This window comes from Hypericibacter adhaerens, from assembly GCF_008728835.1.
Classification (GTDB): Bacteria; Pseudomonadota; Alphaproteobacteria; order Dongiales; family Dongiaceae; genus Hypericibacter; species Hypericibacter adhaerens.
Map to the genome: position 1 here is coordinate 2,705,067 of NZ_CP042582.1, position 23,182 is coordinate 2,728,248.

18 protein-coding genes are annotated in these 23,182 nt (G+C 66.9%); 9 read left to right on the forward strand and 9 right to left on the reverse strand.

All coding sequences use genetic code 11. From position 1 onward, the window contains the following. Positions 1-94: 94 nt before the first annotated feature. The 3 genes from FRZ61_RS11865 to FRZ61_RS11875 are packed head-to-tail and all read right to left on the reverse strand — an operon-like array spanning position 95 to position 2,926. Positions 95-937 carry an SDR family oxidoreductase gene (locus FRZ61_RS11865; RefSeq protein ID WP_151117854.1) on the reverse strand — a complete coding sequence of 281 codons (843 nt, stop codon included), beginning with the start codon at positions 935-937 and terminating at the stop codon, positions 95-97. Between the two features lie 31 nt (positions 938-968). After that, the gene (locus FRZ61_RS11870) at positions 969-2,135 is read right to left on the reverse strand and encodes an acyl-CoA dehydrogenase family protein (RefSeq protein ID WP_151117856.1); all 1,167 of its coding nucleotides are present in this window, start codon (positions 2,133-2,135) and stop codon (positions 969-971) included. Positions 2,136-2,152: 17 nt separating this feature from the next. After that, positions 2,153-2,926, reverse strand: coding sequence for an enoyl-CoA hydratase/isomerase family protein (locus FRZ61_RS11875; RefSeq protein WP_151117859.1), 774 nt, complete (start codon positions 2,924-2,926; stop codon positions 2,153-2,155). A 198-nt stretch (positions 2,927-3,124) separates the two neighbouring features. On the opposite strand from FRZ61_RS11875, the gene betI reads away from it, so the two are divergent. The 5 genes from betI to FRZ61_RS11900 all read left to right on the forward strand — a co-directional run bounded on the left by betI (position 3,125) and on the right by FRZ61_RS11900 (position 8,970). After that, positions 3,125-3,772: a transcriptional regulator BetI gene (gene betI / locus FRZ61_RS11880; RefSeq protein ID WP_151117862.1), complete on the forward strand. Its 648-nt coding sequence runs from the start codon at positions 3,125-3,127 to the stop codon at positions 3,770-3,772. A gap of 57 nt (positions 3,773-3,829) precedes the next feature. After that, a complete protein-coding gene (locus FRZ61_RS11885; protein WP_191909412.1) occupies positions 3,830-5,080 on the forward strand; it encodes an aromatic ring-hydroxylating oxygenase subunit alpha in 1,251 nt (416 codons plus the stop codon). A gap of 22 nt (positions 5,081-5,102) precedes the next feature. Next, positions 5,103-6,278, forward strand: a complete 1,176-nt coding sequence (locus FRZ61_RS11890) for an acyl-CoA dehydrogenase family protein (protein WP_151117868.1) — start codon at positions 5,103-5,105, stop codon at positions 6,276-6,278. Between the two features lie 153 nt (positions 6,279-6,431). Beyond that, positions 6,432-7,697, forward strand: a complete 1,266-nt coding sequence (locus FRZ61_RS11895) for an MFS transporter (RefSeq protein WP_151117870.1) — start codon at positions 6,432-6,434, stop codon at positions 7,695-7,697. A gap of 1 nt (position 7,698) precedes the next feature. Continuing rightward, positions 7,699-8,970 (forward strand): NAD(P)/FAD-dependent oxidoreductase, encoded by a 1,272-nt coding sequence (locus tag FRZ61_RS11900; protein ID WP_151117872.1) that lies wholly within the window; start codon positions 7,699-7,701, stop codon positions 8,968-8,970. Positions 8,971-9,101: 131 nt separating this feature from the next. Here the strand turns inward: FRZ61_RS11900 and ypfJ are convergent, their stop codons facing one another. The 6 genes from ypfJ to FRZ61_RS11930 all read right to left on the reverse strand — a co-directional run bounded on the left by ypfJ (position 9,102) and on the right by FRZ61_RS11930 (position 18,161). After that, positions 9,102-10,046 (reverse strand): KPN_02809 family neutral zinc metallopeptidase, encoded by a 945-nt coding sequence (ypfJ, locus tag FRZ61_RS11905; protein WP_151117874.1) that lies wholly within the window; start codon positions 10,044-10,046, stop codon positions 9,102-9,104. 102 nt (positions 10,047-10,148) lie between these two features. Next, complete coding sequence (locus tag FRZ61_RS11910; RefSeq protein WP_151117876.1) at positions 10,149-12,209, reverse strand: oxidoreductase; 2,061 nt, start codon at positions 12,207-12,209, stop codon at positions 10,149-10,151. A 212-nt stretch (positions 12,210-12,421) separates the two neighbouring features. Then, positions 12,422-14,494 carry a dipeptide ABC transporter ATP-binding protein gene (locus FRZ61_RS11915; RefSeq protein WP_151117878.1) on the reverse strand — a complete coding sequence of 691 codons (2,073 nt, stop codon included), beginning with the start codon at positions 14,492-14,494 and terminating at the stop codon, positions 12,422-12,424. A gap of 10 nt (positions 14,495-14,504) precedes the next feature. Then, positions 14,505-15,386: an ABC transporter permease gene (locus FRZ61_RS11920; RefSeq protein ID WP_151117880.1), complete on the reverse strand. Its 882-nt coding sequence runs from the start codon at positions 15,384-15,386 to the stop codon at positions 14,505-14,507. A 10-nt stretch (positions 15,387-15,396) separates the two neighbouring features. Then, entirely contained in the window at positions 15,397-16,338 is a 942-nt protein-coding gene (locus tag FRZ61_RS11925) for an ABC transporter permease (protein WP_151117881.1), read from the reverse strand. 92 nt (positions 16,339-16,430) lie between these two features. Continuing rightward, the gene (locus tag FRZ61_RS11930; RefSeq protein WP_151117883.1) at positions 16,431-18,161 is read right to left on the reverse strand and encodes an ABC transporter substrate-binding protein; all 1,731 of its coding nucleotides are present in this window, start codon (positions 18,159-18,161) and stop codon (positions 16,431-16,433) included. Positions 18,162-18,508: 347 nt separating this feature from the next. Between FRZ61_RS11930 and FRZ61_RS11935 the strand changes: the two genes are divergently transcribed. The 4 genes from FRZ61_RS11935 (at position 18,509) to FRZ61_RS11950 (ending at position 23,075) form a co-directional block, all read left to right on the forward strand. Beyond that, positions 18,509-19,114: an NUDIX domain-containing protein gene (locus tag FRZ61_RS11935; protein ID WP_151117885.1), complete on the forward strand. Its 606-nt coding sequence runs from the start codon at positions 18,509-18,511 to the stop codon at positions 19,112-19,114. A 113-nt stretch (positions 19,115-19,227) separates the two neighbouring features. Beyond that, positions 19,228-20,364, forward strand: coding sequence for an ABC transporter substrate-binding protein (locus FRZ61_RS11940; RefSeq protein WP_191909413.1), 1,137 nt, complete (start codon positions 19,228-19,230; stop codon positions 20,362-20,364). 119 nt (positions 20,365-20,483) lie between these two features. After that, complete coding sequence (locus tag FRZ61_RS11945; RefSeq protein ID WP_151117888.1) at positions 20,484-21,974, forward strand: M81 family metallopeptidase; 1,491 nt, start codon at positions 20,484-20,486, stop codon at positions 21,972-21,974. A 99-nt stretch (positions 21,975-22,073) separates the two neighbouring features. Continuing rightward, positions 22,074-23,075 carry a cysteine synthase A gene (locus FRZ61_RS11950; protein WP_151117890.1) on the forward strand — a complete coding sequence of 334 codons (1,002 nt, stop codon included), beginning with the start codon at positions 22,074-22,076 and terminating at the stop codon, positions 23,073-23,075. Positions 23,076-23,182: the final 107 nt, after the last annotated feature.

Below are 23,182 nucleotides of genomic sequence, written 5' to 3' on the forward strand. Positions count from 1 at the left end.
GGGTCCGCGCCCGTCGCACGCATGACAGCCTATCATTTTGACGGCAAGCCCGTGGGCCTCGGGAATGCCAATTTAATCCAATATTGCCAGGCCTTTAGCTCTTTTTCTTCGGCTTCAAGGCCTGCCAATCTTCATCTGTGAGTGCGTTCAGAAAGTTAAACTGTCCCGCGCCCATCAGCCATTCGCCGCCATCGATGGTCACGACCTCGCCGTTAATATAACCTGATCCGTCACTGACAAGAAAGCTCGCAAGGTCTGCGAGTTCCCTGTGATTTCCTACCCGACCCAACGGATTCTTGGTGCCAAAGGTTTCCGCCATATCGGCGCGGGGCACCAGGCGCTCCCAGGCGCCGGGGGTCGGGAACGGGCCGGGCGCGATCGCGTTGAGCCGGATCCCCCGGCCGCCCCATTCCACCGCCAGGCTCCGGGTCATCGCCAGGACCCCCGCTTTCGCCATGGCCGACGGCACGACATAGGCCGACCCGGTCCAGGCATAGGTGGTGATGATGCTGAGCACCGTCGCCTTGTGCCCCTGCGCCAGCCAGCGCCGGCCGCATCCCAGCGTGGCATAGGCGCTGCCATGCAGCACGATGTTCAGGACCGCATCGACGGCGCGCGGCGAGAGCTCCTCGCTGCGGGCGATGAAGTTGCCGGCGGCATTGTTGACCAGCACGTCGGGCGCCCGCACCGCCCAGATCGCGTCCAGCATCTGCTCGATCGCGGCCGCATCGCGGATGTCGCAGCCATGGGTCTCGACCTTGCCGCCCGTCTCCGCCTCGAGCTTGGCCTTGGCCTCGGCCAGGACCTCGGTGCGCCGGCCGCAGATCACCAGCTCGGCCCCCAGCTCCAGATAGCGCTGCCCCATGGAATAACCGAGGCCGGTGCCGCCGCCGGTGATGAGGATGCGCTTACCCTTGAGAAGATCGGTCTGAAACATGGAAGACGGTGTCCCTGGTTGAGGGCGAAGCTCAGGTCTCGTGCGGGCGCAGCAGCTCGCGCGAGATGATATGCCGCTGGATCTCGGAGGTCCCGTCCCAGATCCGCTCGATCCGGGTGTCGCGCCAGAGCATCTCGAGCGGCAGCTCGTCCATGAGACCCATGCCGCCCAGGATCTGGATCGCGTGGTCGGTCACGCGCTGCGCCATTTCCGAGGCGAAGACCTTGGCCATGGCGGCGTCGCCGTTGGTCATGCTGCCGTTCATGTATTTCCAGGCGACATGGAGCGTCAGCAGGTCGGCGGCGGCGAGCTCGGTCGCCATGTCGGCGAGCTTGAAGGAGACGCCCTGGAACTTGCCGATGGTCTGGCCGAACTGCTTGCGCGTGGCCGCCCACTGGGTCGCGATCTGGAGCGCGCGCTCGGCCTTGCCGCAGCAATTGGCGGCCACCAGCAGGCGCGTGTTGGCGAGCCAGGAGCCGGCGAGGTCGAAGCCCTTTCCTTCCTCGCCCATGATCTGGCGCTTGTTCACGCGCACGTCGCTGAAGCTGAGCTGATAGTTGTGATAGGTGCGATGGCTGACGGGCCGGGGCCCCCGCGTGATCTCGAAGCCGGGCGTGCCGACATCGACCAGGAAGCAGGTGATGCGCTTGCGCAGGCCTCTCGGCGTCTCGTCCTGGCCCGTCACGACGAAGAGGATGATGTAGTCGGGCTTCCGCACCGCGCTGATGAAATGCTTGCTGCCATTGATGATCCAGTCGTCGCCGTCGCGCACTGCGCGGGTCTGGATGCCCATCGCGTCGGAGCCGGCATTGGGCTCGGTCAGGCCGAAGCCTTCCTTGCGCTCGCCCCTGACGGTCGGCAGCAGATAGCGCTCGCGCTGTTCGCCCTCGCAGGCATTGAGGATCTCGGAGGGGCGCCCGATCCAGCCGCAGAGGCCCCAGGTCGATTTGCCGATCTCGCGATCCATCATGGCGACCGACAGGAAATCGAGCCCGCCGCCGCCGACCTCGGCCGGCATGTTGGCGGCATAGAGTCCGTATTCCTTCGAGCGCTTCTTGATCTGCTCGCCCAGCTCGAGCGGCACCTCGCCGAGGCGCTCGGTCTCGCGCTCGTGCGGATAGATCTCCTTCTCCATGAAGGTCCGGACCGTCTCGACCAGCATCCGCTGCTCGTCGGTGGGCGTGAAATCGAGCGCCATCCCCAGAATCCCCCGATTCAGCGCCCCACGAACTTCGGTTCGCGGCGCTCGACGGCCGCGGCCAGCCCTTCCTTGTGATCCTCGGTCGCGGCGCAGATCTTGCCGGCGGCCATCTCCTCCACCAACTGCTGCTCGAGCGTCCGCGTCTCGGCGCTGTCCATCAGCCGCTTGGTCTGGCGCTGCGCGACGGTCGGCCCGTTGGCGAGCTTGCGGGCGAAATCGTAGGTCGCCGGCTCGAGCGTGCCGGCACCGTGCATCTCGGTGATCATGCCGCGCTCGAGGGCTTCGGGCGCCAGCCAGGCCTCGCCGGTGAAGGCGAAGCGCTTCGCGGCCTCGATCCCGATCAGCCGTGGCAGCAGCCAGGTTCCGCCCAGGTCCGGCGAATAGCCGACCTTGGTATAGGAACAGATGAACTTGGCGCTGTCGGCGGCGAAACGGAAATCGCAGGCGAGCGCCAGATCGAGCCCGCCGCCCACAGCCGCGCCGTTCAGCAGCGCGATGGTCGGTGCCGGGAAAGCGGCCATTTCGCGGATCAGCGCGTGCGATTGCGGCACCCAGTCATAGCCGCTGCCGCCGCCGCTCGCCTCCTGCTCCGACCACTCCATCACGTCGGCGCCGGCGCAGAAGGCCCGGCCGCGTCCGGTCAGGACCAGGCAGCGCACATTGTCGTCGACGGCCTCCTTGAGGGCGGCGCGCAAGGCCTTCAGCAGCCCCAGGCTCAGCGCGTTGCGCGCATCCGGCCGGTTGAGCGCCAGGGTGCGCACCGCGCCGTCATTCACGATCTCGAGCAAGGGGAGGTCCTTTCCGCCGGCTGCTTCCTCAAGGAGCGGCGCAGCCTAACCGCCGCTTCCGGGGGCAGCAAGACAGCCGAGCTTCCTAGGCCGTTGTTTCTCCGCAAGAAACTCATTGATTGCTTACTCATTCAGCGAACTTTATAAATACCATGTATTTCATTGCGTTACAAAATTTAATTGAATATTATACTTCTCATGGGGCGCGCCGAAATCAAGGAAATCCGCCGCACGCAGCTGATCGAGGCGACGATCGACATGATCGCGCGCCACGGCTTTGCCGCCCTCACGCTGGCCGACATCGCCAAGACCGCGCATCTCTCCAGCGGCATCGTGAACTTCTATTTCCGCAGCAAGGAAGAGCTGCTGATCGCCACCTTCCGCCATCTGGCGGCCGGCTATGAGCGCTCCATCGAGCAGGCCCTCGCGCGGGCGGGCGACGATCCGGCCGAGCAGCTGGCCGCCGTCATCGAGGCCGATTCCGACCCCCGCGTCGCCGGCCGCAAGCATGTGACGGTCTGGTACGCCTTCTGGGGCGAAGCCCGCTGGCGGCCGGAATATCTCGAGGTCTGCGCCGAGATCTCGGACCGCTTCTACCGGCAGACCCGGGCGCTCTGCGCCGCGATCGCCGAGCGCGGCGGCTATCGCGATCTCGATCTCGACGCGATCGCCCGCGGCTTCAACGCCATGAGCGACGGGCTCTGGCTCGAGCTGCTCACCAGCCCCAAGAGCTTCACCCGCGAAGACAGCAAGCGCATCTCGTACGCCTTCTTCGCGAGCGTCTTCCCGAAGGAATTTGCCGCCCGCGCCCGCCCGCCCCAACCGGCGCGCGCCGCGAACGCCTGAAGACGCCGGCGGCCGCAGGCCGCCATTTCGACGATGTCTGCCGCAGAGAGAGCCCTCATGACCGAGCTTGTCGTCACCCAGGATCGGCCCACCCTCGCCCGCGCCGCCCGTCTCTCGAAGCCGTCCACGCCGCCGGAAACCTTGCCCGCCTGGACCTACAACAATGCGGAGTTCTTCGCGCTCGAGCGCGATCACCTGCTGCTGAACCAGTGGCAACTGGTCTGCCATCAGAGCGAGATCCGCGACGCCGGCAGCTACGCCACCTTCGATTTCCTGGGCGAGCGCGCGCTGGTGGTCCGGGGCGAGGATGGCGCGATCCGGGCCTTCCACAATGTCTGCCGGCATCGCGCCGCGGCGGTCGCGCGCGGCGATTTCGGTCGCTGCGAGGGCGGCGCGCTGCGCTGCTTCTATCACGGCTGGACCTACGGTCTCGATGGCAGGCTCAAGGCCGTACCGGGCGAGAAGCAGTTTCCGGGCCTCGACAAGGAAACGCATGGCCTCACGCCCCTGCCCTTCGAGATCTGGCAGGGCTTCGTGTTCGTGAAGTTCCGCGAGGGCGGCCCCAGCATCGCCGAGCGGCTCGCCCCCTATGCGGCCGAGCTTGCCCAATACCGGATCGCGGAGATGGAGCCGCGCGACAAGCCCTACTTCCTCGAGGTGCCGGTCGACTGGAAGAACATGATGGACAACTTCCTCGAGGGCTATCATGTCCCGGTCGGCCATCCCGGGCTCTATCGCCTGTTCGGCAACAGCTACGATCTCGATGTGCGCCCCGGCGACGTCTCGCGCGCCGTGGCGCAGCTCCGCGACCGTCCCTCCCCCAACTGGAGCGAGCGGCATTATCAGAGCCTCCTGCCGGACCTCGATTACCTGACGCCGGAGCGCCAGCGCGCCTGGACCTTCTATGCCATGCTCCCGAATCTGGGCTTCGACATCTACCCGGACCAGATCGACTATTTCCATGCCGTGCCGCTGGGACCGGGCCGCTGCGCGCTGCGCGCACGGTCCTACAAGGTCGCGGGGCTGCCGGCCGATCTCGAGCGGCGGCTCAAGGCCTGCCGTTACCTGAGCTGGCGCGTCAACTGGCCGGTATTCTACGAGGACAATGCCCTGATCGAATCCGTCCAGCGCGGCCTCGGAAGCAGCAGCTACGAGGTGGGCGTGCTCTCCGAGAAGGAGATCTGCGTGCGCCAGCTCCATGACCAGATCCGGCGCCACTTTCCCGTCGCCAAGCTGCGCCGCGCGCCCGCGCCGGGCACGATTGCGGCGACCAACAATGCTATGCTGGCGGCATCGCCGGCTTCCTAGCTTTTCCGATCTGGAGATCTTCATGTCCTACCCGCTGCCGTCGGGCGCCCGCGCCTGGCAGGAAAGAACGCGCCGTTTCGTCACCGAGGAGCTCATCCCGTACGAGGTCGAGGCGGAGATGAACCATGGCGAGCTGCCGCCCGAGATCCGCAAGCGCCACCGGGACAAGGCGCGGGAGATCGGGCTGTATGCGCTGGCGATCCCGAAATCGCTGGGCGGCCAGGAACTGACCATGCTCGAGCAGACCGTGATCCAGGAGGAGATCGGCAAGGTCACCAACGCGCTCGGCTGGTGCTACAGCTCGACGCCGCCTTGGATGGTCGCCGCCTGCTCGCCCTTCCAGATGGAACGATGGGTGAAGCCGAATATCCGCGGCGAACGGCACGAGTGCTACGCCATCACCGAGGCCGATGCCGGCTCGGATGTCGACGGCATCAAGGCGACGGCGCGGCGCGAGGGCGACCAGTACGTCCTCAATGGCGAAAAATGGCATGTCACCTCCGCCAACCATGCCGACCATTTCATCTTCCAGGCGAAGCTGGTGGGCGGCCCGCACGAAGGGGCGCACTGCCTCTTCTTCATCGACATGGACGCGCCGGGCATCGAGCTCGTGCGCACGCCGGCCTACAGCCACAACTACGCCGCCCATCATCCGATCTATCGCTTCAAGGATGTGCGGGTGCCGGTCAGCCATCGCATCGGCGAGGAAGGCGACGGCATGGGCTTCACCTATGACTGGTTCCGCTATGAGCGCATCGGCATCGCCGCGCGCTGCTGCGGGGCGGCGGCGCGGCTGATCGACGAAGCCACGGCCTTCGCCAAGGAACGCCAGGCCTTCGGCCAGGCGATCGCCGGCTACCAGGCGGTCCAGTTCATGCTGGCCGACAGCGTGACCGAGCTCTGGGCCGCGCGCCTCATCACCTACCGCACCGCGGAGGAGATCGATGCCGGGGCCGATGTGAAGGTCAGCCATGCCCAGTGCGCGGTGGCGAAGCTCTACGCCTCGGAGATGGCCAACCGGGTCGCCGACCGGGCGGTCCAGATCTTCGGCGGCCGCGGTTATATGCGCGAGAACGTGGCGGAACGCTTCTTCCGCGAGCTGCGCGTGGACCGGATATGGGAAGGCACCTCCGAGATCCAGCGCCTCATCATCGCCAACGGCCTCTATAAGCGCGGCCAATCGGCTTTGATCGAGTAACCGCGTCTTCCTGCCCCCCGTTGCCAAACCCCACCCCGCCGGGCGAGCATGACGGCGGGGAACCAGGGTGCGGAGTCCGAACGCTGATTCTCGCTCAAAGCTTCAAAGCAGAGCGCAGCGATCACATCAGGTTGGGGTTTGGGGAATCGCGGGATGTTCAAAGCCGTTCGGCCTGTCACGCAGGTGCTGCTCGCCGTCGCCTTCATGGAGGGCGGCCTCGGCATCCTTTCGCCCCTGATCAGCCTCGACCTCGCCCAGAAGAACGTCTCCACCGGCCTGATCGGCCTCGTGACCTCGGGCTATTTCACCGGTTTCCTGCTGGGCACGCTGAGCTGCCATTGGGTCATCGACCGGGTCGGCCATATCCGAGCCTTCGCCGTCTTCGCGGCGGTCGCCGGCAATGCCACGCTCGGCCATATCATCTTCGGCGATCCCTATGCCTGGATCGCCCTGCGCGTCCTCATGGGCTACGCCTTCGCCGGCCAGTTCGTGGTGATCGAGAGCTGGCTCAACGACAAGGCCACGGACGACAATCGCGGCCGCGTCTTCTCCTACTACATGGCGACCTCCTGGGCCGCGAGCGGCATCAGCCCGCTGGCCCTCAATTTCCACGACGCGATCGGCTCGGTCATCCTGTTCTGCCTGGTCGCGATCCTGCTCGGCACCGCGCTGATCCCGATGGCGCTGACGCGCGTCGGCAATCCCGAGATCGGCGATCGCGAGCATTTCGGCATCCGCAAGCTCCTGGGCATCTCGCCCACGGGCGTCGTGATCTGCTTCGGCTCGGGCCTGCTCAACTCCGCCTATTACGGCCTGCTGCCCGCCTATGCGGAGCGCGTGGGCCTGACGACCGGCGAGCTCGCCATCCTCTTCAGCGCCTCCACCATCGCGGGCCTGGTCATCCAGTTCCCGATCGGCTTCCTCTCGGACCATTTCGGCCGCCGTCCCCTGATGCTGATCTCGCTGATCACGGCCGCCGCCCTGGCCGGGGTGGTGGCCTCGCTCGACACGCCGGCCTTCATCACCTTGCTGATCGTCCTGTTCCTGCTCGATGGCGCCACGGCGCCGCTCTACGCGCTGGGCGTCGGCCAGACCAACGACTATGTGCAGAAGCAGGATTTCGTGGCGGCCAGCGCCGGGTTGCTGTTCGCCTGGGGGCTGGGCTCCGCCATCGGCCCGACCGTGGCGGGCGTGGTGATGGGCTGGTTCGGCCCCAACGGGCTGTTCTGGTTCCTGGTCGTGGGGCTCGCGCTCATTGCCGCCTTCGTCCTGATCCGTATCCTCGTGCGCCGCGCGCTTTCCGCCCGCGAGCAGAGCAACTATGTCGCGGTCCCCATGACCGCCGGCACCTACGGCGCGCCCGAATTGGATCCGCGCGCCGCCCCGCAACATCATCCACAGAAGATGCCCGACCAATAAAATGGCCCAGCACATCGCCAGCTATTACGCCCGGACGGCAGCGCCGGGCACCGACTATCCGGCCCTCTCCGGCAAGATCGAAACCGATATCTGCATCGTCGGCGGCGGCCTCGCGGGCCTGTCCGCCGGCCTCAGCCTCGCCGAACGCAGCCGCTCGGTCGTGGTTCTCGAAGCCAACAAGGTCGGCTGGGGCGCCTCGGGCCGCAATGGCGGGTTCGTCGGCCCCGGCTTCTCCGGCGGCGCCGAGCGGGTGCTCAAGACCAGCGGCCCCAAGGATGGGCGGGCCCTCTGGGACCTGACGCGCGAGGCCGTGAAGCTCGTGCGCAGCCGCATCGACCGCTACGGCATTCCGGCCCAGCCCGTGGATTCCGGCTTCATCGCCGCCTGGTGGCGCGACGATCCGGCGGAAGCGAAGCAGGAACAGGACTTCATGGCCGAGCATTTCGGCGTCGAGATGGAATGGTGGCCGAAGGAGAAGCTGCGCGAGCGGCTGATCACCGACCGCTATCACGGCGGGCTCTATCGCAAGGAGGGTTTCCATTTCCATCCGCTGAACTATGCGCGCGGCGTGGCCAAGGCGATCGCCGACAAGGGCGGCAGGATCTTCGAGCAATCGCGCGTGACCGGCCTCGAGCTTTCGGGCGCCGCCAAGCGGGTGAGGACGGCGGAGGGCGAGGTCGTCGCCCGGGTCGTGCTCGTCTGCTGCGGCGGCTATATCCGCGATCTCGAGCCGCGCCTGTCCCGCGCCCTCAAGCCGGTCGCGACCTATGTGATGGTGACGGAGCCGCTGGGCGAACGGCTCAAGACCGCCATCAATTCCAACTGCGCGATCCATGATTCGCGCTTCGACTTCGACTATTACCGGCCGCTGCCGGACACGCGGATATTATGGGGCGGCGGCGTCACCATGTTCGGCGAGGACCCGCCGCGGCTCGCCCGCTGGCTGCGCAAGCGCATGCTCGCGGTCTATCCGCAGCTCGCCAACGTCGAGGTCGAGCTCGCCTGGGGCGGCCTCATGGGCTATCCCGCCCACAAGATGCCCCAGCTCGGCGAGATCGAGCCGAACGTCTGGTACTGCATGGGCTATGGCGGCCATGGGATGGGCACGACGACCATGACCGGCGAGCTGGTGGCGAGCGCCATCACCGAAGGCGACAAGCGCTGGCAGCTCCTGCGGCCCTACGGCCTGCAATGGACCGGCGGCTTCCCCGGCACGGTCTACGGCCAGCTCGTGTACTGGCAGGCGCAGTTGAGGGATTGGATTCACGGCTGATATCCCCTCTCCCGCTTGCGGGAGAGGGTCAGGGAGAGGGCTGCTCCGACAGTTGCAGCGAGCGCGCTGCTGAGACCGAGCAGCCCCCTCCTTGATCCTCCCCCGCAACGCGGGGGAGGAGACAACGGTGATCAAAGCTGCTGCGCGTTGAAGGTGTCGCAGTCGCTGATCCGGCCGGACTGCAGGCCCTGCTTGAACCAGCGCGTGCGCTGGGCCGAGGTGCCGTGGGTGAAGCTCTCGGGCACGACATAGCCCTGCGCCTGGCGCTGCAGCCGGTCGTCGCCGACGGCCGCGGCGGCGGCAAGCCCCTCGTCCACGTCGCCCGTCTCGAGGATCTGCCGCTCCTTGTCCGCGTGATAGGCCCAGACGCCCGCGAAGCAGTCGGCCTGAAGCTCGACCATGACCGAGAGGTGGTTCGCATCGGCTTCGCTCAGCCGGCTGCGGAGGGAATCGACCTTGTCCATGATGCCGAGCAGGGTCTGCACATGATGGCCGACCTCATGCGCGATCACGTAGGCCTCGGCGAAATCGCCGGGCGCCTGGAAGCGCTGGCTGAGCTCGCGGAAGAAATCGAGGTCGAGATAGACCTTGTGATCGCCGGGGCAGTAGAACGGCCCGGTCGCCGTCTCGGCGAAGCCGCAGGCCGACTGCACCCCGCCGCTGAATAATACGAGCTTCGGATCCTCGTAGGTGCGGTTCATCTGCCGGAACTGCTCGGTCCAGGTATCTTCGGTATCGGCCAGCACGACCGAGACGAAATCCCGCAGCTCGGCATCGTCCGCCGTCGACGAACTGGAGCTGGAGCTCGGCGAGTAGCTGCTGGAATCGACGTTGCCCGAATCCATCGGCCCCAGCGCCTGCTGCAGGAGCTGCGAAGGATCGACGCCGAACAGCAAAGCCAGCACGACCACGACGATGAGGCCGAAGCCGCCCAGGCCGGCCTTGCGGAACCCGCCACCGCCGCCCGTGGGAAAGCCGCCGCCGGGGAATCCCCCGCCGAAACCGCCGCCCGAGCCGGAGCCCATGCCCCGCCGGTCCTCGATATTGTCGCTGCGCCGACCTTCTCGCCACCGCATCGGAAAATACTCCTTGATGTCGCGCTCACAGCCGACACCCGCCGCATGGCCGGCCTGCTCGGCGGAGATTGCCCCTCCGACACGGCCTTGGCAAGTTTCGCGCTAGACGGCCAAGCCCGGCATCTCGCGCTTGAAAGCCACCTCGCCTGTCGGCGGCTCGTCCAGCTCACGGGCGTAGCGATGCCCTTGATAGACCGCGGCCGCGATGGTGCCGGGCGAGCGGGCGTCGCCGATCGCCGTCACCGACTTGATGCCGGCTTCGATCAGCGCGCCCGGTTGCGCCATCAGCTTGTCATAGAGATCGAGCCGCGGCAGCCGGGCGGTGACGGTGACCAGGCTGGCGCAGGCGCGCTGCGTCCGCCGGCCGGTATAGACGCAGGCCAGTTCCACATGGTCGCCCTTGAAGGCGGTGACATCCTGCTTCACCACGAGCTCGATCCCGAGCTCCAGCAGACGGCGCTGGATATGCGAGGCCTCCAGGGTTTTCTGGGTCCAACTCGACACCAGGTCGGCCGGCGTCACGATCGCGACCTCGAGACCGTCGCGCCGCAGCTTCTCCGCGATGACGCCGCCCATATAGTAATGGTCGTCGTCATAAACGATGACCGGGCCGGCGATCATCTTGCCGGCCATGACGTCGTCGGGCGTGAAGACGTTCGCCGTCTCGAATCCCGGCACGGCGAAACCGTGCATGCGCCCGATCCCGTCGCGCCGCCAGTCGGCACCGGTGGCGATGACGACGCGGCTCGCCCCCATCTCCAGCACATGGGCGGCGTCGAGCCGGCTGCCGCGATAGATCTCGACATTGAGCAGCTTGCCGAGCTGGTAGGCTCGATAGTCGCGCACGCGGCCCCATTCCGAGAGGCCCGGCAGCTTCGTCTCCTTCGCGACGCGCCCGCCCAGCTCCGCCGAGGCCTCCGCCAGATGCACCCGGTAGCCGCGCTGGCCCAGCGTGCGGGCGCATTCGAGACCGGCCGGCCCGGCGCCGACCACGAGGATCTCGTCCTCCGACTTGCGGACCGGCACGATCTCCGGATGCCAGCCCTTGCGCCATTCCTCGCCCATGGTCGGATTCTGGGTGCAGCGGAAATGGCTCATGGTGAAGTCGCCCGAGACGCAGATGTTGCAGCCGATGCATTCGCGGATGTCGTCGGGGCGGCCTTCCTCGATCTTCTTGGGCAGGAAGGGATCGGCGATCGAGGGGCGCGCGGCGCCGATCATGTCGAGCACGCCGCGCTTGATCTGCGACACCATCGTGTCGGGCGAGGTGAAGCGCCCGACGCCGACCACGGGCTTGCTCGTCACCTTCTTCACGAAGGCGATGAAGGGTTCCTGGTTGCCCTCCGGCTTGAAGCGCGAGGTGGTGGAATCGTTCTGCCAGGCGCTGACATTCACGTCCCAGAGATCGGGCAGCTCGGCCAGCATGCCGACGATGTCCTGGGATTCCTCGAGGGTCAGGCCCTCGGGGCCGATCAGCTCGTCGGTCGCATAGCGCACCACCACGGCGCAGCGGTCGCCGATGGCATCCTTGGTCTCCTCGATCAGCTCGCGGAACAGCCGCACCCGGTTCTCGAGGCTGCCGCCATATTCGTCGGTCCGGTTGTTGCGGCGGCGCTGCAGGAAATGCATCGGCAGGGAGAGGTCGTGGCCGGCATAGACATAGATCACGTCGAAGCCGGCGCGCTTCGCCCGGATCGCCGCGTCGCGATGCCAGCGCCGGTAGTTGCGGATATCCTCGCGATCCATGGCGCGGGCCTGCATCGGATCGTAGCTGTTGACGGGCTGGTGCGAGGGTCCGATCGGGAGCTCGCGGCTGTAATGGTTGGGGCAGGACGGGCCGTTATGGACCAGCTCGCAGCCCGCGAGCGCGCCATGCTCGTGGACCGCGTCGCACATCATCGCCAGCCCCGGGATATCGTGATCGTCCCAGAGCCGCGCCTCCTTGTAGGGCGACACGTCGCCGGTCGGATGGATCTCGCATTCCTCGGTGCAGATGACGGCCCAGCCGCCCTCGGCCTTCATGCCCCGCATGCCGGCGACCGCGCGCGGGTTCGGATGGCCCATGCCGTTGCAATGCGGCACCTGGTAGAAACGATTCTTGGCCGTGACGGGGCCGATCTTGATCGGCTCGAACAGGATGTCGTAACGCGGATCGCGCGCCATGGCTCTCTCCCCCTTGATCCTGTCGAGATATACCCGTCCGGCGCGCCGGCGTCAGCCCCGCTCCTTTATCGTCACCTCGCCACTGCTGTTTTCGTCATCCCCGCGAAAGCGGGGATCCATGGATAGGCCACAGTACGATATCGACATGGACCCCCGCTTCCGCGGGGGTGACGATAAAGGGCACGGTGGAGGAGGAATGAAACGCCCGTCGCCTATTCCGCCACCCGCCGCACCACCGGCGCCACCTTCGTCAGGTCGTCCAGCGGGATATGGCAGGCGATCCGGTGGCCCGATGCGGTCTTCTGCTCGGGCGGCGGGGTCGTGTCGCAGATGGCGCCGACCTTGCGGGGGCAGCGCGTGGCGAAAGGGCAGCCGGCGGGCAGGTCCGTGGGCGACGGGATGCTGCCTTCGAGGATGACGCGGGTCTGCTTGATGTCCGGGTCGGGTACCGGCACGGCGGAGAGCAGCGCCTCGGTATAGGGATGATAGGGCGGCGCGAAGACATCCTCCACGCTGCCGAACTCCACGATCTTGCCGAGATACATGACCGCGACCCGGTCGGCCAGGTAGCGAACCACCGACAGGTCGTGCGAGATGAACACCAGCGTCGCCTCGCGCGATTTCTGGATCTCGATCAGGAGATTGACGATCGCCGCCTGGACCGACACGTCGAGCGCCGAGACCGGCTCGTCGGCGACCATCAGGTCCGGATCGCCCGCCAGGGCCCGCGCGATGGCCACGCGCTGCTTCTGGCCGCCCGAGAGCTGGCGCGGCTTGCGCTGCACGAAATCGGCCGGCAGCTTCACGGTCTCCATGAGCCGCCGGGCTTCGCCCCTCGCCTCGCCGCCCGCGAGCCGCTTCAGCCGGCGCAGCGAGCGCTCGATCGCATAGCCGATGGAATGGCTGGGATTGAGCGTGCTGTCCGGGTTCTGGAACACCATCTGCAGGGAGCGCTTGACCTCGATCGGGCGGCGCTCCACCGCCATGTCGGCCAGCTCGACGCCGGCGACGCGGACCTGCCCGCCCGTGGCCTGTTCCAGGCCGGTCAGCACCTTGGCGAGGGTGGATTTGCCGCAGCCGGATTCGCCGACGATCGCGAGCGTGGTGCCTTTGGGCGCCGCGACCGACACGTCGTTCAGCGCCTTGACGTCGTAGCCGCCGGTCTTGCCGAACAGGCCGCCCGACTGGTGATAGGTCTTGCGCAGTCCTTCGATCGCCAGCATCTCGGCGGGCGCCTTCGCAGCCGCGGCCGCAGCGCCTTGCGTCGTCGGGCGCCGATAGGGCGGCAGCTCCGCCTCGCGCAGGCATTGGACCCGGTGCCCGGCCTCGTCGGCGACGGCGACGGCGAGGGTCGGAATCCGGGCCGTGGTGCAGCGGTCCGGCTCGGCATGCTTGCAGCGGGGCGCGAAGACGCAGCCCGCCGGCCGATTGAGCGCCGGCGGCACCTGCCCCGGGATCGGCAGCAGCGGCGAGGAGCGCTTGTCGGACCCGAGGACCGGGATGCAGTCCAGCAGCCCCCTCGTGTAGGGATGGCGCGGATTGCGGAACACCGCGCCGATCGGTCCTTCCTCGGCCAGCTCGCCGGCATACATGACGCCGATGCGGTCGCAGACCCGCACCACGGTGCCGAGATTGTGGCTGATGAAGACGATGGCTGAATTGTGCTTGGCGCGCAGCCGCGCCACCAGATCGAGCACCGCCGCCTCGACCGTCACATCGAGCCCGGTCGTGGGCTCGTCCATGACCAGGAGCGAGGGTTCGGACATCAGCGCCATGGCGATCACCACGCGCTGTTGCTGCCCGCCCGAGAGCTGGTGCGGATAGCGGGCGAAGACGGATCGCGGATCCGGCAGGTTGACCTCGGCCAGCATCGCCAGCGCCCGGGCCCTGGCTTCGGCTTCGCCGGCGTTCTGGTGGATGATCGGCACCTCCATGAGCTGGCGCCCTACCGGCATCACCGGATTGAGGCTGCTCATCGGATCCTGGTAGACCATGGCCATCTTGCTGCCGCGGATCGAGCGCAGCTCCGCCTCGCTCATGCGGCCCATGTCGCGGCCCTCGAACAGGATCTTGCCGCTCTTGAGCCGCCCGGCCCCGCCCAGATAGCGCATGATGGCGAAGGCGACGGTGGATTTGCCGCAGCCGGATTCGCCGACCAGCCCCAGCGCCTCGCCCTGCTCCAGCCTGAAGCTGATATCGGGCACGACATTGATCTCGCCCGCGCGCGTGAAATAGGAGATCGACGCGTTCTGCAGCTCCAGGACCGGCGGGCGCGGTTCGGTCATCGCTTCTCCTTCAATCTCTCAGCCCGATCTCGCGGATGCCGTCGGAGAGGAGATTGAACCCCACCACCAGCGACGAGATCGCCAGGCAGGGGATGATCGGCATATGCGGATAGGTCGAAACCCAGACATAGGTCTCGCGCACCATGCCGCCCCAGTCGGGGTCGGGCGGCGGCAGGCCCAGCCCCAGGAATCCCAGCACGCCGATGGCGATCGTGGTGTAGCCCATGCGCAGGCAGGCATCGACGATGAGCGGCCCCCGCGCATTGGGCAGGATCTCGACCAGCATGATGTAGAGGGCGCTCTCACCGCGCATCTTGGCGGCGGCGACATAGTCGCGCTCGCGCAGCTCGAGCGTCAGGCCGCGCACGATGCGCGTGATCTGCGGCGCCGCGGTGAAGGTCACGGCCACGATGATGTTGAAGGCCGAGGGGCCGAAATTGGCGATGATGATCATGTAGAGGATGATCACCGGGAAGGAGAGGATGATGTCCGATATCCGGCTGACCAGCGCATCGACCCAGCCCCGGTAATAGCCGGCGAGCAGTCCCATCAGGCAGCCGACCAGGTAGGCGCAGGCGACCGCGATCGGCGCCACGGTCAGGACCGTGCGCGAGCCCCAGATCACGCGCGAGAGGATGTCGCGCGCCTGGTTGTCGGTCCCGAGCCAATGGGCGGCCGACGGCAGCCAGTTGCCCCGCACCATGAAGTCGTTGGCGTTGGGGTTGTAGGGCGCCAGGAGCGGCGCGAAGGCCGCCACCAGCACCCAGAAGATCACCAGCCCGGCTCCCGCCATGCCGACCGGCGACTCCCGCAGGAGCCCGAGCCGCCGGACCCAGACGGGAAGACCGGGGCCGGCCTTGCGCGGGGCGCTTTCGTTGATCCGGGCGACCATGGGCCGGGCCTCAGCTGAACCGGATGCGCGGGTTGAGCAGCATATAGCCGAAATCCCCGACGATCTGCGTCACCACGGCCACCAGCACGGAGAAGAGCGCGCCGGCCTCGATCACCGCGATGTCCTGCGACAGCGCCGCTTCCAGCATCATCCGCCCGAAGCCCGGATAGGCGAAGACCGCCTCCACCACCACGACCCCGGTCACCAGATAGTTGATCTGCAGCAGGATGACCGTGAAGGGCGCGATCATCGCGTTGCGCAGCGCGTGCTTCAGGATCACGTCGCGGAAGCTCAGGCCCTTGAGCACCGCCGTGCGGATATAGGGCCGCGTCATCACCTCGATCATCGAGGCGCGCACCATGCGCACGACATAGCCCAGGTCGTAGAGCACCATGACCGCCACCGGCAGCACGAGCTGCGAGGCGATCGACCAGCCGCCGCCGCGGTCGAGCGTCGAGGTGCCCGGCAGGATTCCGATCCCGATCGCGAAGATCGTGGTCAGGAACACGCCCGAGGCGAATTCAGGCACCGAGGTCGTGACGATGCTGAAGAGCGAGATCGAGCGGTCCAGCCGCGAGCTCTCGCGCATGCCCGAGGCCACGCCGAGCAGGATCGACATCGGCACGATGACGGCGAAGGCGATGCTCGCCAGCACCAGCGTGTTGCCGAGCCGGTTCCAGATGATGTTGTTGACCTCGGTCTTGTAGACCGTCGAGTAGCCGAGATCGCCGGTGAGGATCTTCCCCACCCATTCGACGTAGCGGACGACGACCGGGCGGTTCAGCCCCATCTGCTCGGTCAGGAGCTCGACCTGGCGCTGGGTGGCGAAGGGGCCCAGCACCTTGCGGGCGACGTCGCCGGGCGTGAATTCGCTGATCATGTAGATGGCGAAGGACACCACCAGCATGGTCAGGAGCAGGTAACCCAGGCGCTTTGCGAAAAAGGATGCCACCCCCGGCTTGCCTCTCCTCTTGCCGAAGCGTCAGACCGTTCGTCTCGGGAGAATGCGGGGCGGCGATGCCGCCCCGCTCCCTTCCTGCCGGATCAAGCCGTCAACGACCACTCTTCGCAGAAGAGATAGTAGGTCGGATGGATCTGGAAGCCCTTCACCCGCTTGTCGAAGCCGGTGAAGACGGCGCGCCAGAGCGGCTGCACGATCGGGCCGTCCTCCTGCATGATCTTCTCGAGATCGGCCATCACCTTGCGGCGCTCCTCGACATCGAGGATGCCTTCGGCCTTGGTCAGGGTGCTGTCGAAATCCGGATTCGAGTAGAAGCTCTCGTTCCAGGGAACGTTCGAACGGTAGGCGAGCCCCAGCACCATCACGCCCAGCGGACGGTGAGTCCAGGTGGTGAAGGCGAAAGGCGCCGTCTCCTTGTTCCAGATCTCCCAATACTGGGACGAAGGCAGCACGTTGATCTTCACGCTGACGCCGATCTGCTTCCACATCTCGGCCATGGCCTGAACGGCCTGCGGCTCCCAGTCGGGGTCCTTCTTGCAGAAGATATCGGTCTCGAAGCCGTTCGGCAGACCGGCATCGGCCAGGAGCTTCTTCGCGCCCTCGATATCCTGCTTCATGAAGTCGAGCTTGGCGTATTCCGGATGGATCGGGCAGACATGATGATGCTCGCCGGCCGAACCCAGGCCGAGGTGGGCCACCTGCAGCACCTTCTCCGTGTCGATGGCGAGGCGCATCGCCTTGCGCACTCTCGGATCCTTCCAGGTGTCGTGGATCGGCTGCATGCGGGCGACGGCGGTCTGGCCGGTCGAGACCTGGTAGAGGTTGATATGGTCCATCTTCTGGAGCGCCGCATATTGCGAGGTCGACGCTTCATAAAGACCGTGGATCTGCTTGGAGGCGAGCGCCGAGACCGACGCGGCGGGATCGTCGCCCAGATCGATGAACTCGATGCTGTCGACGGCGGCCTTGTTGCCCCAGTAGCCGTCGCGCCGCTTCACCACCGCCTTCTTGCCCACCTCGATCTCGGTGCAGGTAAAGGCTCCGGTGCCGATGGAGTTGACGCCCCACTTGCCGTTCTCGCTCGGATGCAGGATCAGCGCCGGGTAGTGGAACAGATGCTCCGGCACGGCGAGCTGCGCTTCCTTGCAGTTCAGGCGGATGGTGTAGTCGTCCACCTTCTCGATCGCGTTGTCGGCCCAGAGCTTGGTGCCCATCTTGGGATTGCCGGCATCATCCTTCTGGCCCGTGTCATAGTCGGTGAGCAGGTAGCCCTTCATCAGGCCCACCACCGAGGAGCCGACGGTCTCGTCAAGCCAGTGCTTGAGGTTCCAGATCACGTCGTCGGCCTTGAGCTCGTCGCCGTTCGACCATTTGATCCCCTTCTTCAGGATCAGGGTCCAGGTCTTGAGGTCGGCGCTCGCCTCCCATTTCTCCAGGAGCCAGGGCCGCGTGACATTGTCCACGCCCGTGCGGGTCAGGTAGTCGTTGCACTGGCGGACGATGTTCGAGTCATAGACCCAGGAGAAGGTGGCCGGATTGTCCAGCGCCGGGACGCGCATCCCGACCCGGATGACGTTTTCGGCCGGTGCCGTGGCGGTCTGGGTGGTCGTGGCCGCCGTGCTCGTGCTCTCGCTCGAGGATTGCTGCTGCTCTTCCTTCTTCTCGTCGCAGCCCGCCAGGCCATAGGCGGCCGCGGCCGACAGGCCCAGCAATGTCGAGGTCCGCAGGAATTCCCGGCGATCGACCTTCCCGGCCTGCAGCTGCGTCAGCAGGGTCGGCAGGTACGGGTGGATTCTCTTCAGCTCGTCGGACATGGTTCTCCCTCCCCGGAGTTGGCGTTCGCCCACCGCGATGCCGGCGTTCAGTCCTTGCCCCCTAGCAAGGCCGCGCCGGTGCTCATTAGTTGCCGGCAAGCAAACCACCCTTCCGGGCTATTGTCCAAAAGATTTCGGCCATAAGCGGAAGTTAAACAAGCATCCAGCGGACCAAGGCGAATCCGCACCGTCCGGCGCTGTCGCCGCGTCGGCGGACATGACGGAATGGCGGCGGCTGGCCGGCCCCATCGCGGTTTGATAGCGTCCGCCTCGCCGACCCCGTACGCTCGCCGCCGGCACGCCGCCGCCTTCCGATCTTCCTCCTTCACGAGACGGCCTCCACCGCCATGACAGACGATGTCGAGATTCTCGAACGTACCCCCGCTTATCGCGGCTATGGCCGCATCGACCGCTACCGCCTGCGGCATCGTCTGCATAACGGGGGTCTCAGTCCCGCGATCGATCGCGAGGTCTATGACCGCGGCCAGGTGACGGGCGTGCTTCCCTACGATCCGGTCAGGGACTGCGTCGTGCTGATCGAGCAGTTCCGGGTCGGTGCCTATCTGGCAGGCCACCGCGCCTGGCAGACGGAGGCGGTCGCCGGGATCATCGACAAGGGCGAGACGCCGGAACAGGTCGCCCGCCGGGAGGCCCGGGAGGAAGCGAACCTGGAGATCCTCGATCTGGTGCCGATCTCCCGCTATGTGGTGAGCCCCGGTGCCATCACCGAAAGCGTGCAGCTCTTCATCGGACGGGTCGACAGCGACGGCGCCGGCGGCGTGCACGGCCTCGCGCACGAAGGCGAGGACATCAAGGTCACGGTTTCGCCGGTTTCGGCCCTGCCCGGCATGATCGAGGACGGACGCATCGGCAACTCGCTCAGCATCATCGCCGTGCAGTGGCTGCTGCTGTACCGCGACAAGCTGCGGGAACGCTGGCAGAGCGGGCGTTGAATCGGCCCATACCCCCAATGGGGTAGTGGCTGCGGCAGACTCTTGCGCCCATAATCCTCACCGGGGACATGACAAGGTCTCCAGAAAATAATCCTGGCATGGGAGACGAGATCATGGAGCGCCTCAAACTGTTCGACCGGATCGCGCAAGGCAAGGCGTCGCGGCGCGACATCACCAAGGCGCTGGGTCTCGCGGGCCTCGCCGCCGTCACCTCGCCGCTCCTGCCGCGCGCGGCCCGCGCCGGCGACGAGCTGACTTACTTCACCTGGAACGGCTACAACATTCCCGAATTCCACCCGGGCTATATCGAGAAGCACGGGTCCTCGCCCAACATGGTCGTGTTCGGCGAGGACGAGGAAGCGCTGACCAAGGCGCGGGCCGGCTTCCGCGCCGACCTGGCGCATCCCTGCAAGGTCACGCTCGGCCGCTGGCGCGATGCGGGCCTGATCGAGCCCTTCGACATGTCGCGCATCCCCGCCTGGGCCGATCTCTGGGACGAGCTGAAGAACGCCGACGGCGTCACGACGGATGCCAGCAACAAGCATGGGGCCGGCACCTGGTACATCCCCTGGGAGTGGGGCAATGCCTCGGTCGTCTATCGCACCGACATCGCCACCGAATACAACGGCAAGCCCAGCTGGGAGATCCTGTTCGACGAGAAATACAAGGGCCGGCTCGCCCAGTTCGATTCCGTCGACGGCGCGGTGCTGGTGGCGGGCCTCGTGGCCCATGCCAAGGACCCCTTCAACATGACCGACGAGGAGTTCAAGAAGGCGCGCGAGCTCCTCACCAAGCAGCGCGACCTGCTGCGCTTCTGGTGGACCGACCAGACCACCGTCGAGCAGGGCATCACCTCGGGCGAGCTCGTGGCGGCCTATTGCTGGAACGATGCCGTGGTGCGGCTGAAGAAGGCGGGCGTGCCGGTCGAGTATATGAAGCCCAAGGAAGGCATCTTCACCTGGTTCTGCGGCCTGGTGAAATGCAAGAACGGCCCGGGCGACGTGAACGCCGCCTACGACCTCGTCAACGCCATGCTCGAGCCGCGCGTCGGCAAGTATCTGATCGAGAATTTCGGCTACGGCCATTCCAACAAGAAGAGCTTCGAGCAGGTCGATACCGCGACCCTCGACGGCCTCGGCATCCGCCAGCCGCAGGACCTCTTCAAGTCCGGCATCTTCTTCGCCGAGATGGACAACGACATCCGCCAGAAATACATCGCCATGTTCGAGCAGGTGAAAGCCGGCGGGTGAGGTTTCTCGATCTGTCCCCTCTCCCGCTCGCGGGAGAGGGATAGGAGAGGGCTGATGGACCAAGCAGCCCCCTCCCTCGCCCTCCCCCGCAACGCGGGGGAGGGGGTAACATTCCACCCATGAACCGTCTCGCGGTCGCGCGGCTCTGGCATGAGGGGAATTCCTTTTCCCCGGTCCCCACGCCCCTCGCCCGCTTCCGGGCCCGCGAATGGGTCGAAGGCGACGAGGCCCTCTCCTTCTATCGCGGCACTGCGACCGAGATGGGCGCGGCGGCGGCCTTCGCCGACGCCCGGACCGACTGGCAGGTCACAGTCCTGCTCTGCGCCGCGGCCCCGCCGGGCGGGCCCGTGCCGCATGACGACTATCTGACCATCCGCGACCGCATCCTGGCCGGGCTCGCGCGGGGTCCCTGGGATGCCGTCTACCTCTCGCTGCACGGCGCCCTGGTCACGGACCGGGAGCCGGCACCCGAGCTCGATCTGCTGCGCCGGGTGCGGGCCGCGATCGGCCGCAGCCCGCTGGCCGTCAGCTACGACCTCCATGCCAATCTGGGCCCGGTGCATCTCGAGGCAAGCGACCTCGCCGCGGGCTACAAGACCTATCCCCATATCGACATGGCGGAGACGGCGGCGAAGCTGCTGGACGGGATGACGTCGCCGGCCACGGGCGCATCGCGGCCCGACAAGGCCTTGGCCAAGGTCCCCTTCATCCTCCCCAGCTTCAACATGCGCACCACCGATGGCCCGATGGCGGAGATCGCGGCCGAGGCGCGGACTCTCGCCGCCCGGCCGGGACTGTTCGACATCTCGGTCTTCGGCGGTTTCGCCTATGGCGATACCCCTTTCGCCGGCCCCTCGGTCATGGTCCATGGCCGGACGGCCGCGGAGCCCGCCGACGCCATCGCCGACCGCCTGGCCCGTGCCCTGACGGCCCAGGCCGAGCGTTTCTACGTGACGCTGCCGACCGCGGCCGACGCGATCGCCACGGCGCTCGCGGAACCGGCAGGCACCGTGGCCTTGCTCGACCCGGCCGACAATCCGCTGTCGGGCGGGATCGGCGATACGCCCGGCCTGCTGCGTGCCCTTCTCGAGCGGAAGGCCGAAGGGAAGCCCGGCCGGGCGGTCCTGTTCGCCTTCTTCTGGGACCCCGGGCTCGTGGCGCAGGCTCACCGCGCCGGCATCGGCGCCCGCCTGCCCGTCCGCCTGGGGGCGCGGCTCACCGACCGCTTCGGCCCCGCGATCGAAGGGACGGCCCTGGTCAAGCGGCTCACCGACGGTCGGTTCCGTAATCGCGGCCCCATGGAACATGGCCTTCCGGTGGCGCTGGGACCGACGGCCCTGCTCGAGATCGACGGCATCGAGGTGATCGTCACCGACAGCTGCCAGACGCCGAACGACCCCGCTTATTTCGACCTCCATGGCGTCGACCTCGCCCGGGTCCGGCTTCTGGCGGTGAAGGCCAAGAACCATTTCCGGGCCGCTTTCGCGCCGCTCTGCCGGCGCATCCTCGATGTCGACCTGCCCGGGCCCGCGGCGCTCGACCTGCGCCATCTCGACTTCCGCCATGCACCGGCAGGCTTGAGACGCAGCCGGCTTCCGGCGCAACCCTGACCCTCCCGCCAGCCGGCTTGATCCCGCGGTGCGGGGTTGGCTAGTCTCGCCGGGCAGTCTCATGAAGGCTGCGAATCCTCGAACAACCGTTTGATTCTCATGGATATTCGGCGTGACTTCATCGATGCGGTCGGCAATACCCCGCTGATCCGCTTGCGCAAGGCCTCCGAGCTCACCGGCTGCGAGATTCTCGGCAAGGCCGAGTTCCTCAACCCGGGCGGATCGGTGAAGGATCGGGCGGCCCTCGCCATCGTTCAGGACGCGGTCGCGCGCGGCGAGCTCAGGCCCGGCGGCGTCATCGTCGAAGGCACCGCCGGCAATACCGGGATCGGGCTGGCGCTTGTCGGCAATGCGCTGGGCTATCGCACGGTGATCGTGATCCCCGACACCCAGTCGCAGGAGAAGAAGGACATGCTGCGGCTGGCGGGCGCCGATCTGCGCGAAGTGCCGGCCGTCCCCTACAAGAACCCCGACAACTATGTGCATGTGTCGGGGCGCCTTGCGGCGGCGCTGGCGGCGAAGGAGCCGAACGGCGCCATCTGGGCCAACCAGTTCGACAACACCGCCAACCGCATGGGCCATTACCGCACCACCGGCCCCGAGATCTGGCGCCAGACCGACGGCAAGGTCGACGGTTTCGTCTGCGCGGTCGGCACCGGCGGCACGCTGGCCGGCGTGGCCATGGCGCTCAAGGAGCGCAATCCGAAGATCAAGATCGGCCTGGCCGATCCTCTGGGGGCCGCGCTCTATCACTACTACAAGCATGGCGAGCTCAAGGCGGAAGGCAGCTCGATCACCGAGGGCATCGGCCAGGGCCGCATCACCGAGAACCTGAAGGGCATCGGGATCGACGCGCCCTACCAGATTCCCGACGAAGAGGCGCTCCCGATCATCTTCGACCTGATCAAGGAGGAAGGCCTCTGCCTCGGCGGTTCCAGCGGCATCAACATCGCCGGCGCCATCCGCCTCGCGAAGGAGCTGGGCCCCGGCCATATCATCGTCACGGTGCTGGCCGATTTCGGCACGCGCTACCAGAGCAAGCTCTTCAATCCCGATTTCCTGCGCTCCAAGAACCTGCCCGTGCCCGCGTGGCTGGCGTAAGGCGGCTCGTTCTTGTCCCCTCTCCCGCTTGCGGGAGGGGCCAGGGAGAGGGCTGATGGACCGAGCAACCCCTCCCTCACCCTCTCCCGCTTGCGGGAGAGGGGATT

Coding starts and splice junctions, on each gene's coding strand:
- FRZ61_RS11865 (WP_151117854.1), bottom strand. CDS start 937: ATGTTTCAGACCGATCTTCTCAAGGGTAAGCGCATCCTCATCACCGGC.
- FRZ61_RS11870 (WP_151117856.1), bottom strand. CDS start 2,135: ATGGCGCTCGATTTCACGCCCACCGACGAGCAGCGGATGCTGGTCGAG.
- betI (WP_151117862.1), top strand. CDS start 3,125: ATGGGGCGCGCCGAAATCAAGGAAATCCGCCGCACGCAGCTGATCGAG.
- FRZ61_RS11885 (WP_191909412.1), top strand. CDS start 3,830: ATGACCGAGCTTGTCGTCACCCAGGATCGGCCCACCCTCGCCCGCGCC.
- FRZ61_RS11890 (WP_151117868.1), top strand. CDS start 5,103: ATGTCCTACCCGCTGCCGTCGGGCGCCCGCGCCTGGCAGGAAAGAACG.
- FRZ61_RS11895 (WP_151117870.1), top strand. CDS start 6,432: ATGTTCAAAGCCGTTCGGCCTGTCACGCAGGTGCTGCTCGCCGTCGCC.
- FRZ61_RS11900 (WP_151117872.1), top strand. CDS start 7,699: ATGGCCCAGCACATCGCCAGCTATTACGCCCGGACGGCAGCGCCGGGC.
- ypfJ (WP_151117874.1), bottom strand. CDS start 10,046: ATGCGGTGGCGAGAAGGTCGGCGCAGCGACAATATCGAGGACCGGCGG.
- FRZ61_RS11910 (WP_151117876.1), bottom strand. CDS start 12,209: ATGGCGCGCGATCCGCGTTACGACATCCTGTTCGAGCCGATCAAGATC.
- FRZ61_RS11915 (WP_151117878.1), bottom strand. CDS start 14,494: ATGACCGAACCGCGCCCGCCGGTCCTGGAGCTGCAGAACGCGTCGATC.
- FRZ61_RS11920 (WP_151117880.1), bottom strand. CDS start 15,386: ATGGTCGCCCGGATCAACGAAAGCGCCCCGCGCAAGGCCGGCCCCGGT.
- FRZ61_RS11930 (WP_151117883.1), bottom strand. CDS start 18,161: ATGTCCGACGAGCTGAAGAGAATCCACCCGTACCTGCCGACCCTGCTG.
- FRZ61_RS11935 (WP_151117885.1), top strand. CDS start 18,509: ATGACAGACGATGTCGAGATTCTCGAACGTACCCCCGCTTATCGCGGC.
- FRZ61_RS11940 (WP_191909413.1), top strand. CDS start 19,228: ATGGAGCGCCTCAAACTGTTCGACCGGATCGCGCAAGGCAAGGCGTCG.
- FRZ61_RS11945 (WP_151117888.1), top strand. CDS start 20,484: ATGAACCGTCTCGCGGTCGCGCGGCTCTGGCATGAGGGGAATTCCTTT.
- FRZ61_RS11950 (WP_151117890.1), top strand. CDS start 22,074: ATGGATATTCGGCGTGACTTCATCGATGCGGTCGGCAATACCCCGCTG.